The organism is Bacillus cereus group sp. MYBK95-2 (assembly GCF_051915225.1).
Classification (GTDB): domain Bacteria; phylum Bacillota; class Bacilli; order Bacillales; family Bacillaceae_G; genus Bacillus_A; species Bacillus_A cereus.
In genome coordinates, this window is sequence record NZ_JBQAEH010000010.1 from 165077 (window position 1) to 179028 (window position 13952).

Below are 13952 nucleotides of genomic sequence, written 5' to 3' on the forward strand. Positions count from 1 at the left end.
ATGCAAAAAGTAATGGAAGTTGTAGTAGCGGTAGTAGAGGTTTTCGTAAATGGTAAACAAGTCGCAATGGAGTTAAATAAATAATGAAAAGGACAACATTCACTCTAGACCCTTTACTCATATAAAAGAGATAAGACTTCATCATTTCTTTGATCCCTTATCTCCCTATAAAGAAAGCCGTATCCCTTTTAAGGATACGGCTTTCTCTTATTTTTGACTCGTACGAGCTGAAATGCTAATTGCTCTATCTGTTGCTTTGGCAGCTTCATCTAACGCTTCTTTACTATTCTTCCCGTCATACATCGCTTCTAATGCTTTTACAACTGCATCTCGTGATTCTGGGAATACACTAATTAAAGCCCCTTGTGTTACTGGAGATTGCTTCGTCGCTTGCAATTGATCTACTGTTACTTTCAACTGTGGATATTTTTCATATTGCTCTTTTACTAATGGCTCATTATATGCATCTGGATTAATTGAGAAATAACCTGTTGCAGTATGCCATTTTGCTTGTACGTCTGGCTTCGTTAAATATTTCATAAAGTCCCAAGCACCTTGTTGCGTTTCTTCTGAAACCATATTCGTCATCCATAATGATGCTCCACCAATAACAACACCATTTTGTTTCGAATCCTCAGGATACGGAATATATGAAACACCTACATTAAACTTAGATGCATCGATTAAATCACGAACACCTGCTGAAGAATCTAAATACATAGCAACTTGTCCAGATTGGAACGCGGCACGAATATCATCCCAACTTGCTCCATACTTTCCAAGTGCGCCAGCTTTATTTAAATCATCTAACATTCCAAATACTTTCTGTCCTTCTTTACCGTTAAATACCGCCTTCTTTGCAGCATCTTTACGGCCGTTTTCGTTATCTACATATAAAGCACCTTGTGTCGCTAACAATTCTTCAAAGAACCAACCGTAGTTAAGCATGGAGAATCCATATTGTTTTACATTTCCGCCTTCTTTAATCGTTAACTTTTTCGCTGCTTCTTGTAATTCCGCATATGTTTTTGGAGCTTTCTCTGGATCTAAGCCCGCCTTTGCAAAAGCATCTTTATTATAAATTAATACTGGTGTAGATGAATTAAATGGCATAGAATACATTTTTCCATCAACTGAATAATAATTTGTAATTGCTTTTTCTAATTTTGACGTATCGTACTTATCTTTTTTTATCCAGCTATCAATTGGTGTGATTTTTTTGCTATCAATCATATATTTCGTTGTAATTTCACTCGATTGAACAAGAGCTGGCGCTTCTTTCGTTGCAGACATCGTTCTAAATTTCGTTAAAGACTCTTCATATGTCCCTTGGAACTCTGCCTTTATCTCATATTTATTTTGCGACTTATTATAGTCTGCAACAAGACCATCTAATACTCCTTGTGTTTTTCCACCCATCGCATGCCAGAAGCGAATTACAGTTTTATCACCATTTTTTTCAACTGGTGCTACTTTTGCCTGTACTTCAGGTTTTCCCTCTGTTTTACTATTTGAACAAGCTGCACTAGATAATGCCATTGTTGCTACCATTAATAGAGCAGCACCTTTTTTAACTAGACTCATTTAAATCTCACCTTCTCTTAGTTATTTAATTGCACCTTTTGTTAATCCTTGTTGTAATTGCTTTTGCCCTAAAAATAGTAAAATCAATGTTGGAATAACGATAACCGTAACACCGGCCATTACGCTTCCCCAATCAGTTGCAACTTCTTGAGACTGAAGCTGCTTTACACCGATTTGCACTGTTCTTACTTTTTCATCAGTGGTCACTAAAAGTGGCCATAAATACATATTCCATGTTGTTAAAAAGCTATATACTCCAAGCGTAATAAAACTCGTTTTACAATACGGTATTACAACGCTGAATAAAAATCTTATATTTCCAATCCCTTCAATAAAAGCAGCTTCTTTCAGTTCATTCGGGAGTGTCATAAAATGTTGACGTAACAAGAAAATACCGAAAGCTGTTGCAAAAAACGGCACTGTCATCCCGGCGAAACTATTGATCCAGCCAAAGTTTTGAATCGTTAAAAAGTTAGGCACCATCGTTGCTTCCCACGGAATAAGCATCGTTGAAATAAACAGGAAGAAAATTAAGTTTCTCCCTTTAAACTGAAGAAAAACAAAAGCATAAGCTGCTAAACTTGATACGATAAGTTGTCCAATCATAACGACTGTCGATACAATTAAACTGTTATATAAGTATGTAAAAAGCGGTACTTTTTGAAAAATATTAATGAAATTATCAAAAGTAAACTGGGTCGGAAATAACCTTCTCATTTGAATATCGTCTGGTGTCATAAAGCTTATTAAAAATGCATACAGTACAGGAAAAAATACCATCACTGCACTAATAATGAGTAGCATGTATAATAGGAAATTTTGTTTCCACTGTTTAACAATCATTTATAATGCACCTTTCTCTCAGCAAACTTAAATTGAAGTAATGTAGCAACGAAAATGAAAACAAATAATACCATCGCTTGTGCACTTGCTGTTCCAAATTGATGATTCACAAACGCCTCTTTGTAAATCGAGTACACAATTAAATTCGTTGCATCATTTGGTCCACCGTGCGTTAAAATATCAATTTGTCCAAAGCTTTGGAACGCACTAATTAATGTTACTGTTACAATAAAGAATAAAGTTGGTGATAGCATCGGTAATGTAACACGGCGAAGCTTATATAAATAACTAGCACCATCTATAGATGCACTCTCATATAAAGACGTATCAATATTTTGTAAACCACCTAATATAACTAAAAATGCAAAACCTGTATTCACCCAAACTGTTGTAACTGATACAGAGAATAGTGCCCAGTCCGGACTCGTTAACCATGCGATTGCAGGAAGGTTCATAGAGGCTAATATATTATTAAATAATCCTACACTTGGATGAAATAAAAATAGCCAAATCACTGCACTAGCAGCTACTGATATTCCCATCGTCGAAGAAAACAGAACTCGGAATAACCCAATACCTCTTACCTTTCCATTTGCAATCAATGCAAGAAACAAAGCAAATATAATACTCGTAGGAACTGTATATAAAACAAATAATAAAGTTGATTTTATACTTTTGTAGAAGGCTGGATCAGAGAATAAATATTGATAATTTTCTAAGCCAACGAAAAGATTAGCTTCTCCATGTATATCGGTTAAATAAAAACTATAATAAATCGTCCTAAACAATGGATAGAACAGAAAAATCGAAAATAGCAAAATAGATGGCGCCAAAAACAATAATCCTATTCTTAAATCTTTCGTTCTCTCCCATAATTTTTTCTTTTTTGACACCTTTGTTTGAACTGGTAACTTACTTACTTCGATCATTATTTCGCCACCACTTTCAACTCTTCTTCAGCTACCACTTTTAAGCGTTCATTCGTGTTTTCGTTAAAGAAGCATAACTTTTCTTGCGAGAATAATAATTTTACTTTGTCACCTTTGTTCAGGAGTAACTGTCCGATAACTTTCGCACTCCAAGTTGTTCCATTTACCGCAAAGTTCAATATAGATTCATTCCCTAATACTTCTACAGATTGCAACGTCACTTCTTGTCCCTCCTCAGACAGTGCAATATGCTCAGGGCGCATGCCTATGCGAATTGTTCCTTCTGGTAATTGCTTTAACTGTCTAATAGATAATGGAATTTGCAATTGTCCTATATGTAATACACCTTTTTCTTTATTTACTTCCCCATCATTTATATTCATAGAAGGAGAACCTATAAAGCTTGCAACAAATTCGTTTGCTGGTTCGTTATATATGTTAAGTGGTGTTCCAACTTGCTGTATACTTCCTTTATTTAAAACCATGATACGATCACCCATAGTCATCGCTTCTATTTGATCGTGGGTAACGTAAATCATCGTAATTCCTAATCGCTGCTGAATTTCTCTAATTTCAATTCTCATTTGCGCACGTAATTTCGCATCCAAATTCGAAAGTGGTTCATCCATTAAACAGATTGGCGCTTGACTCACAATTGCCCTGGCAAGTGCAACACGCTGTCTTTGTCCGCCTGATAATTGGCCTGGTTTCATTTTCACATACTCTTTCAGTCCTACCATTTCAATAGCTTCCATTAATCGCTTTTGTCGCTCTTCTTTTTGTACTTTTCTTACCTTAAGTCCAAATAAAATATTTTCTTCTACAGATAAGTGTGGATATAATGCATAATTTTGAAATACCATTGATAGATTACGGTCTTTCGGCTCTAGATCATTTGCAACACGTTCATTAATAATTAAATCTCCTGAAGAAATCTCTTCTAAGCCAGCGATCATTCGTAATAATGTGCTTTTCCCGCATCCCGAAGGTCCAACTAAAACAAAAAATTCACCCTTCTTAATATGAACCGATACGCCTTTAACCGCTGTCTCTTCTGCATTTTTATATACCTTTGAAACATTTTTCAATTCAATCACAAGGTTGCACTCCTTTTTTCTTCTTGTATCCATACTTCATAATGACTTGTTGAAATCGCACTTGCTCCTGCACGAATTGCAATTTCCGCATCTTCTCGCGTTTGAATCAGCCCTCCTGCAATAATAGGAAACTCTATTTCCTCTACTAGCTGCTTAATAATAGAAGGCATAATCCCCGGCATAATCTCTACTGCATTTGGTTTAGTCGTTTTACAATTTTCAATTGATTTAGTAAGAGATAAAGTATCTACAATAAAAATACGTTGAATTGTTTTCAATCCAATTTTATTAGCATTTCGAATTGTTGAACCCTTTGTTGAAATAATACCTTGTGCCCCGATAACATCTTGAATATACAAAAGCGCTTCCTCTGTATTCGTATTTAAGCCTTGTATAAAATCACAATGAAGAAATACATCATGTCCATGTTTCTGCAATTCATATACACGCTCTGGTAATTCCAGCATTGAACCAGTCATAAGAAAAACTGTTTTCGGCAATTTTTTGTATGCTTTGTATCCTTTCCAATCCTTTATCATCGCAATATAAGGTTCTTTAAACATTTATTCCACCTAACTGTTCTATTTTTATCCAAACTAAAAACACCTACTTACATAGAACGCCTTTCTCCTTATTTGAACTCTAGGGAATAGAGCACACCTAAGAAAGTGGCACATTATATGTAAGTGGGTGTTCTCAAATGTTCTCTACCCTAGTTATTTTGTTACCTTTACTATATTACGCATTTATTAAGTCAGTTTTGATAGATTGTTAATTAGGTGTTAATCGAATGTTAATATTCACCATATCATTATTTACATTAATCTAGATATTAAAATATAAATAAATAGAACGAAACAATACTTAAAATTCAATCAATATGTAAATTCATTCCATAGTTAATGATTTTTAGTTTGCTTGCCACTGCTTGCAAACTAAAGTTATCCCAAGCAGTACTATAAAGTGGAATGCGCCTTTTCTCTTGTATTGATATGGCCCAGGCTGTAACAACATCAGTACCATATCCGTTCCCTTGAAACTCCGCTAAAGTTTCCACACTTGCCTCAGCAGCTACGGGCGTACTTCTGGCACTGCAACAAACAGAAACTACTTTTTCATTTTTTACAATTGCCAAATAAGGTTGCCTCCTTATTTACTCCATTTACCATCCATTCATAATCTATTTTTCATGTTCAAAATAAAAATCCCATTCAAATACACATTACTGAATCCATCATACTAACTGATTTCTTCATTCTGTCTATCTAAATGGGATTATTTTTCGTTTTTTACTCTACTGGTTGTTGTGGCTGTACTACTTCATTCGCTCCAGCTACCCTCAACATATTTACAATATCTTTAAAACCTCTTTTTTCAGCGTATTGCAGTGGCGTCAGATGTTCCTTGTTAGCCATGTTTACATCTGCACCGTGATCAATAAGTAATTGAATTACTTTCTTATGATTTTCACTACCATTTCCTAATACAATTGCTTCTAATAACGCTGTTCCACCACGTTCATTTTTATAATTCACATCAATATCTGTATGCTCTAATAATTCTTTAACAACCTCTACATGGCCACGCTCAGATGCAGAAATAAGTGCTGTCCCACCTGACCTAGTCGTTTCTTTCGTATTAACTCCTGCATTAATTAATACTTTTACAATATCCGTATATCCTTCTCTACTTGCATAAAGAAGTGGATTACTTTTTTTCTCATCTTTAATTTCAATATTAGCACCTGCACCAATTAATGCTTTAACTGTCTCTACATGATTTTGGTACGTCGCTGCAAGGACAGGCGTTTCTCCGTTGTCACCTTCTACGTTTATATTCGCTCCATCCTGAATCAACTTCATAGCTGTCTCTGTGTCTCCAAGAGTAGCTGAAAGTAACAACTGTTTGTCCATTAAATTTATACTTTTCTCTTCTTTAGATTCTTCCTGTTCTTTATGCTTCTCTTTTTTCTTCTCATTTTTCACATGAACCGGTTTCGATTCTGGTTCTTCTTGCTTATCGCAAGCCACTACCGTCATTAAAAGTCCTAATAAAATACATAATAAAATTTTTTGTTTTCTCACAACTACAGCTCCTATGAAAGATAATGTTTTCTTAACCATTCCTCCATCACATACAATAACTCTTCTTGAGTACATTTATCCATAAGCCCTTTAGATTCCTTCTTTAATCGGATTATCTTAAGCTTATACTATGTTTCTCAACCTATTGAAATGATACGCCTGATGGCCCCATCATTAACATTATGAAGCAATTAGTTTAGCACGTTTTTACCGCATTTGTATACATTTCTAAAAAGTACATAAATGATTGCTTTAGGTTACTATATTCCATTGTAACCGTTCTGCTAAAAATTTTACACCTTTTCTATATTTGCACCTGAGTAATAATAGAAAAAGACAACTACATAGTTGTCTTTTTCTATTAATGATGTCCACCATGATTTCCTGCTTTCGGTTTCCCCATCATCTCTTTATTCATTTCCCATTTATGCTCTGCTAGCTCTTTATACGAAAGAACTTTCCCCTTATAGTTAGATACAAAGCTCTCTGCACCTTTTTTATTTTTAAATGAAATGACATTATAAGCCATCGGTGTCGTTATTGTTTTATCATATACGTAAGTAGCGTCTTCTAACGAAATCCAATCTTTCGAATCATAATCTCGGACAAATTTCTCTTTCGTCTTTTCATCTGAGTTGATCTCCATCCATTTATACATACAACCGATATCATCAAACTTTAACGCTTTTCCATTTTCTAAAATAATTTCTGTTGCAAATTGATTATCTGTTACCCCAATTTGGCAAATATCACATTTATCATGTTTCTCATCAATGGCAACAGCTGCTGTTTCCTTTTTCCCACACCCGACTACCGTAAATACGAAACATAAACATATAGCAAGTACGACATATTTTACTTTCATCAATATTCCTCCCTAGAAACCGTATACTCCACGAAAAGAATACCAAAAGGTTGTGTGAGATTTGTGAAAAAACAATGTGCTTTTTGTAATATAGGAAACAAAAAAAGATGTGTAGTTATTTCTACACATCTCTCATCACTCGCAACCTGTAATTAACAAATCATCTTCTAATTTAACTAATAATGTATCCGCACTAATTTCCTGTCCAACTTCTACATTTACCAATCTTATATTTCCACTAATCCCGACTGCAATTTTTTTAAGCTCACCGTCATTTTTTCGGATCATCAGTAATTTTTCCCATTCATATACGTAAGAAGATTCATTAATAAAAATCTCCTCTACTTTTCCTTCATAAGAGCTATAAATCTCTTCAATTCTCGTTTTCATATAACATCTACTCCCTATTTCACACTTCACTATTTTCATCTTATTCTACCATTCTTACGAGAAGCAGCTTACTTTTTAAAAATTCAAATTAACTACCGTGAACAAAATGAACAAAATAAAAATTATGCTTCTAATGATGTTATTTTTCAAATTATTTACCATTTGAATAGATGCTTTTATTATAAATAAAAAACCTTTTTCTGAATTTTTATTCTATTTTGAAAGCGCAATCATTCTTTTGAGGGGGAAATTACATGTTAGCACTACTTGGATTTGCGATGGTATTTGTCTTTATGTTTTTAATTATGACGAAACGTATGTCAGCGCTAGTAGCATTAATATTAATTCCGAGTGTTTTTGCATTAATTGGCGGATTCTATGCCGATATGGGGCCTATGATGTTAGAGGGGATCCAAAAATTAGCACCTACTGGTATTATGCTTATGTTCGCTATTTTATATTTTGGGATTATGATTGATAGCGGTTTATTCGATCCTGTCATTAGTAAGATTTTAAAATTTGTAAAAGGAGATCCTTTAAAAATCGTTGTCGGAACGGCTATATTAACTATTATCGTTTCTCTAGATGGTGATGGTACAACAACATACATGATTACAGTTTCCGCAATGTATCCACTATATAAGCGCCTTGGAATGAACCCCCTCATATTAGCTGGAGTTGTTATGTTAGGGGCAGGGGTAACAAATCTTACACCTTGGGGTGGACCCACAGCTCGTGTTATGAGCGCACTTGGGCTTGAGGCTTCCGAATTATTTACACCTCTTATTCCAGGAATGATTGCTGGTGCAATTTGGGTTGTTTTCGTTGCCTACTATCTTGGAAAAAAAGAAAGAAAACGTTTAGGAATTATGGATGTACAGTATTTAAAACAAATGCAAACAATGGATGAGCAAGCTGCAACTGTCGAAGCAGCAGTGCATAAACGCCCTAAACTTCTATGGATTAACTTTTTATTAACCGCCACATTACTTGTCTGTCTCATACTAGAAGTTATGCCATTACCTGTTTTATTTACAGTCGCTTTTGCTATCGCTGTTATGATTAACTATCCAAACTTAGAGCAACAGAAAGAACGTATTGCTTCTCATGCTGGGAATGTATTAGCAGTTGTTTCTCTCGTATTTGCTGCCGGTATTTTCACTGGTATTTTATCTGGAACAAAAATGGTAGATGCAATGGCTAACAGTGTAGTAACTCTTATACCAGATGCACTTGGACCACAATTGCCAATTATTACAGCACTTCTCAGTATGCCATTCACATTTTTCATGTCTAATGATGCATTTTACTTCGGGGTATTACCTATTTTGACGAAAGCTGCTGCTACTTACGGAATTAGTGCAGCTGAAATGGGACGTGCTTCCTTACTTGGGCAACCCGTTCACTTATTAAGTCCTCTTGTCGCTTCCACTTATTTATTGGTCGGAATGGCAAAAGTTGATTTCGGTGAACATCAACGCTTCACTTTATTGTGGGCCGTTGGAACGACAATGGTTATGTTAATTACCGGAATTGTAATTGGGATTATTCCAATATAAGATGCAAAAAAAAACAGTAGAAGGAATAAAAATCCTCTACTGTTTTTTATTATGAAGAAACAAGAAAATAACGTCTCTCGGGTCTCCCAACACTTCCATATATTAGCTCTGCGTGGACTTTCTTCCCAGATATCAAATACTCTAAATAACGCCTTGCCGTTGATCGGCTTACGCCTACCATTGAACTTAGCACCTCTGCTGTAATCCCATCTTCATTAACTGTTAACATATGCTTTTTTATTTTCGCTAAAGTTAAAGGATCTATCCCTTTCGGGGCATATTCTATTTGATCTCCCTTCCCCCCTCTTTGAGACCATAAATATTCAATTTGCTCCGTAGATAATTGATTATTTTTCTTTAACTGTATAATCTTTTTTTGATAGCCTTCCAGACTTGCTTTAAATCGGTCAAACATTAGTGGCTTTACGATATAATCTGTTACTCCGCCCCGCAGGGCGTGCCTCACTACAGCTGTTTCCGATGCCGCTGTAATCATAATAATATCTGTATCGTGCAAATGATGCCTAATATATGTGACAAGTTCCGTTCCTTGCATATCAGGTAAGTACACATCTAATAAAACAAGCTGTGGCTTCACAAGCTCTAGCCATTCTTTCGCTTGTTCTCCAGTCGTTGCCGTTCCAATTACTTTAAATCCCTCAATTTTCTCAGTAAAACGACGATGAATGTCAGCAATCCGAATATCATCTTCTACAATTAATACTTCAATCTCCTCACCCATTACTATTCGCCTCTCTCTTTCGGTAGTGCAATAATAAATAACGCACCACCTAAATCCCCTTTTTCAATTGCAATACTTCCATTTAAATCTTCTACTAACTCTTTCACTTTTGCTAATCCATATCCTCGCTCTCCTCCTTCTTTCGTCGAAAAGCCTTTATAGAATATGCTAGTAATTATTTCATCATGAATCCCTTGCCCTGAATCTTCCACTTCAATTAATATTTCTTCTCCAATATCAGTTACAAACATCCTTACTTTCTTATCATTCTCTTCATTTTTTTCAATTGCTTCAAATGCATTCGTAATTAAATTTCCTAAAATAGAAACGACATAATTACTCTCAATATGTGGACTTAATTTTTCTAAACCACTTTCTCTATCTAGCATAAAATCAATCTTCAACTCTCGTGCTCTATTATAAAATCCAATTAAAATTCCACCTAGCCATGGATTTTGAATCCGCTTCATAATAAATTGAACAAAATCTTGATATACCGCTGTTTCCTTATGAATAAGCTCTAAAGCATCTTCGTATGATTCTAATTGAATAAGACCTGAAAGCGTATACAATAAATTATTATATTCGTGTGCTTGCGCTCGTAATGCCTCTGTATATTGCTTCGTCTGAGATAATTCTGCTGTTAACTGATCCATTTCAGATTTCAAACGTAAGCTCGATACAACGCCAGTTACTTTATTCTTTACTTTAATAGGTAGACGGTTCGCAATAACAGCCTGTCCTTTTATATTTAATTGGCGATCAAACTGTTCTTCACCAGTTTGAAGTACATCTAGTATCGTTGAATTAGGAATTACATTTAAAATAAATTCCCCAATAATATTTTGTTGTTTATCTAGCGAAAGAATATCATAAGCTGCTTGATTGACTAAACTAATCATGCCATTTTTATCGATTACAATAATCCCTTCACGTACAGATTGAATCACTGTACTATGCTCTTCATATAAAGATGAAATTTCTTCTGGTTCCATCCCGAACATCATTCTTTTTATACTTGCCGCTAAATATATAGAGCCGATTACTCCAATTAATAGCCCTATTATTGTAATCCAAAATACACGCTTTCCATACACTTCTACCGCTCCATGAATATCAGCCATTGAAAATCCAACAGACACCACACCAATGATTTCATTTTCCTGATTACGGATTGGAACTTTTCCGCGTAATGAAGGGCCTAATGATCCAGTTGCTTTCGAAACATATGATTTTCCTTCTAATAAAACGCCTTTATTATCTCCGCCAACCATTTTTTCTCCTATTTTATCTCGCTCAGGATGCGCATAACGAATCCCCTCTTTGTTTCCAACTACAATGAAGTCAGCCTCTGTATCCATTCGAATTTTTTCTGCGATTGGCTGAATAATAGAAGCTGGATTTTCTTTTTGAAAAGCTTCCTGAATTTCTGGTATCGCGGCAACTGTTTTCGCAACATGCAAAGCCCGTTTCCCAATTTGCTCTTCTACCGTTTCAGATAATATGTAATAAAATAAATAACTCGTTAGCAGAAGTACCACTAAAATAAGTGTACTAATAGTTAATGTAATTCTCGGTTGGAGTTTTAATTTTTTAAATTTCAAAACCATTCCCCTAACATGATTAAAGATAGAATTTAAAGAATATACAGTCTCTTTAATTATACTTAATCATAACACGGTTACTCTATATTTCTTTCTTTTTCTTCTCATAAAAAAAGAAACGAAGTAAAATTATTACCTCGTTTCTTAATATTTGTTATTACACTTTAAACTTACTAATCATCTCTTGTAATTCTTCTGCCATTTGTGATAGATGGACTGCTGCTGCATTTATTTCATCTACTGAAGCTAATTGTTCTTCTGAAGAACCAGCAATATTTTGAACGCTTGCTGCATTTTCTTCAATTGTAGCTGCAATTTCATTAATAGATGCACTTACTTGTTTTGCATCTACCGTCATTTGTTTTGCTACATCTACCATGCTATCAATTTGTACAACTGTATCATTTGTAGACTTCAATATTTCGGCAAAGCTTTGCTTCGTTTCATTTGCAACTACAAGTCCTGATTGTACTTCTGCTCCAACTTGATTCATAGAGCTTACTGTTTCTTTTATATCAAATTGAATCTCTTTCACTAGTTTCCCAATTTCCGTAGAAGACTGTCCTGATTGTTCTGCTAGCTTTCGCACTTCATCTGCTACAATTGCAAATCCTCTTCCTTGCTCTCCAGCTCTCGCAGCCTCAATTGCCGCATTTAACGCTAATAAATTTGTCTGTTCTGCAATATGTTGAATCACTTCAAGGATTGCTCCAATTTGTTTCGACTTATCGTCTAACAAACCAATGATTTTGTCTGACTGTGAAACAGACTCATGAATTAATTGCATTTGATTCACAGTTTGTTCAACTAACTTCCCACCATTTTCAGCTTTTTTCTTCGTATACATAGAGGCTGTAGATACTAATGAAGAACTATCTGCAACACGCTGAATTCCTTCTGTAACTTCTTCTAACAATGTTGCTCCTTCTTCAACTTCTTTCGTTTGTATTTCTGCACCACTTGATACTTGCTCTATCGCCTGTGTAATTTGTTCCGTTGCTTCGCTTGTCTGCTTCATACTAGCTGTTAATTCTTCTGAAGATGCCGCTACATGACTTGCTGAAGTGTTTATATTGGAAATGACACTTTGTAACGATGCAGCCATCTCGTTAAAACTTTCTCCTAGCTGTCCAATTTCATCTTTAGAATGAACTGTAATTGATTCTGTTAAATCACCTTCACTAATCTTCTTCGATGATATGACAAGTTGTTTTAACGGTTTAATAATAGACGCAATTATGAAGTAAATTACAATCCCACCGATTATTAGTGAAATTCCAAGAACAGTTACTGTTTTATAGAAAATAGGTTCAGCCGCTTCGATAATTTCTTTGGAAGGCATAATTCCTGCTATTTTCCACCCAGTTTTCTTATTCGTTTTAAAAGTGATATTGCGATCTTCACCATCTAATGAATAATGAAAATCCCCAGCTTCCTGTTTATACAATTCTTTACTAAGTTTCTCTTCTAATTTCTCTCCTGGCTTCATTTTCGGGTGCGCTACTACATTTTTATCTTGATCAAATATCGCTACATACCCTTCCTTACCAATATTAACCATCTTAGAAGTAGTAACAATATTATTAATGATTAAGTCAATCCCAAGAACTCCACTTTTATCCTCGTTTTGTTTTGCTAGTGTAATAACAATATTCCCTGTCGTTTTTGACTTATATGGAGCAGTTACAATTACCTCTCCACTTTTCTTCACGGCCTCTTTATACCAATCTCTTTCTGTAGGATTATATCCATCTGGCATCTGAATAGCTGGTGATTGAATGAACTGTCCATTACTAGATCCTGTATAGATTGCTTCCATTTCTGGATGCAGTTTATTGTATTCTTCTAGTTTATTTTGTATGTTTTGAATTTGATCTGCTTGGTAACTTGATTGTGTGAATAATTTCGTAAAATAAGTTGCATCTACTTTTTTACTATCCAATTCTTTATTAATTACATTATCCAAAATTTTTATATTATCTTTCGCCGAGTTTAAAATCGTTTCATTAAAATTCGTCTTCGCCTGTTGATAAGACGTCCAACCAATTACAATACTTGGAAGAACTAAAATAATAATAAATGATACAAGTAACTTTGTTTTTAAACTACTACTCCTTAATTTCCCTTGAAACATACTTCTACCCCTCCATACCGTTTTAAATGTAATTAATTAACATTTAATCTTTCTATAAAAATAATACGATTTAAATGTATCGATGAGACTCTCTATCTTTTTCTACATCATAAAGAATTGA

At 34.7% G+C, this 13952-nt stretch carries 12 protein-coding genes and 2 pseudogenes; 1 reads left to right on the forward strand and 13 read right to left on the reverse strand.

Annotation, left to right across the window (positions count from 1 at the left end; all coding sequences use genetic code 11):
• Nucleotides 1-207 precede the first annotated feature (207 nt).
• The 9 genes and pseudogenes from ACTFN4_RS25630 to ACTFN4_RS25670 all read right to left on the reverse strand — a co-directional run bounded on the left by ACTFN4_RS25630 (nt 208) and on the right by ACTFN4_RS25670 (nt 7792).
• On the reverse strand, nt 208-1584 hold the full coding sequence (locus ACTFN4_RS25630; protein ID WP_086404037.1) for an ABC transporter substrate-binding protein: 1377 nt from the start codon (nt 1582-1584) through the stop codon (nt 208-210).
• 21 nt (nt 1585-1605) lie between these two features.
• On the reverse strand, nt 1606-2427 hold the full coding sequence (locus ACTFN4_RS25635) for a carbohydrate ABC transporter permease (protein WP_000635946.1): 822 nt from the start codon (nt 2425-2427) through the stop codon (nt 1606-1608).
• Nucleotides 2424-3356 carry a carbohydrate ABC transporter permease gene (locus tag ACTFN4_RS25640; protein ID WP_000573797.1) on the reverse strand — a complete coding sequence of 311 codons (933 nt, stop codon included), beginning with the start codon at nt 3354-3356 and terminating at the stop codon, nt 2424-2426. Before ACTFN4_RS25640 ends, ACTFN4_RS25635 begins: the two co-directional genes overlap by 4 nt.
• Nucleotides 3356-4453 (reverse strand): ABC transporter ATP-binding protein, encoded by a 1098-nt coding sequence (locus tag ACTFN4_RS25645; protein WP_000571390.1) that lies wholly within the window; start codon nt 4451-4453, stop codon nt 3356-3358. The genes ACTFN4_RS25640 and ACTFN4_RS25645 overlap by 1 nt, the downstream gene beginning before the upstream one ends.
• On the reverse strand, nt 4450-5016 hold the full coding sequence (locus tag ACTFN4_RS25650) for a glycerol-3-phosphate responsive antiterminator (protein ID WP_000472003.1): 567 nt from the start codon (nt 5014-5016) through the stop codon (nt 4450-4452). Before ACTFN4_RS25650 ends, ACTFN4_RS25645 begins: the two co-directional genes overlap by 4 nt.
• Nucleotides 5017-5324: 308 nt before the next feature.
• Nucleotides 5325-5600 (reverse strand): annotated as a pseudogene (locus ACTFN4_RS25655) (GNAT family N-acetyltransferase); the annotation flags it as partial.
• A 142-nt stretch (nt 5601-5742) separates the two neighbouring features.
• Nucleotides 5743-6612, reverse strand: a complete 870-nt coding sequence (locus ACTFN4_RS25660; RefSeq protein ID WP_000287336.1) for an ankyrin repeat domain-containing protein — start codon at nt 6610-6612, stop codon at nt 5743-5745.
• Nucleotides 6613-6898: 286 nt separating this feature from the next.
• Nucleotides 6899-7402, reverse strand: a complete 504-nt coding sequence (locus ACTFN4_RS25665; RefSeq protein ID WP_439962958.1) for a nitrous oxide reductase accessory protein NosL — start codon at nt 7400-7402, stop codon at nt 6899-6901.
• Nucleotides 7403-7537: 135 nt separating this feature from the next.
• The gene (locus tag ACTFN4_RS25670; RefSeq protein WP_000857376.1) at nt 7538-7792 is read right to left on the reverse strand and encodes a hypothetical protein; all 255 of its coding nucleotides are present in this window, start codon (nt 7790-7792) and stop codon (nt 7538-7540) included.
• Between the two features lie 254 nt (nt 7793-8046).
• On the opposite strand from ACTFN4_RS25670, the gene ACTFN4_RS25675 reads away from it, so the two are divergent.
• Nucleotides 8047-9351, forward strand: a complete 1305-nt coding sequence (locus ACTFN4_RS25675) for a CitMHS family transporter (protein ID WP_000880464.1) — start codon at nt 8047-8049, stop codon at nt 9349-9351.
• 49 nt (nt 9352-9400) lie between these two features.
• Here the strand turns inward: ACTFN4_RS25675 and ACTFN4_RS25680 are convergent, their stop codons facing one another.
• From ACTFN4_RS25680 to ACTFN4_RS25695, 4 genes and pseudogenes are all read right to left on the reverse strand, one after another.
• Complete coding sequence (locus ACTFN4_RS25680; protein WP_439962959.1) at nt 9401-10093, reverse strand: response regulator; 693 nt, start codon at nt 10091-10093, stop codon at nt 9401-9403.
• 2 nt (nt 10094-10095) lie between these two features.
• Complete coding sequence (locus ACTFN4_RS25685; protein ID WP_002040620.1) at nt 10096-11703, reverse strand: ATP-binding protein; 1608 nt, start codon at nt 11701-11703, stop codon at nt 10096-10098.
• Nucleotides 11704-11854: 151 nt separating this feature from the next.
• A complete protein-coding gene (locus tag ACTFN4_RS25690) occupies nt 11855-12802 on the reverse strand; it encodes a methyl-accepting chemotaxis protein (RefSeq protein WP_370445030.1) in 948 nt (315 codons plus the stop codon).
• Nucleotides 12797-13831: pseudogene (locus ACTFN4_RS25695) on the reverse strand (HAMP domain-containing protein); the annotation flags it as partial. The gene ACTFN4_RS25690 and the pseudogene ACTFN4_RS25695, both read right to left, overlap by 6 nt.
• Nucleotides 13832-13952 lie beyond the last annotated feature (121 nt).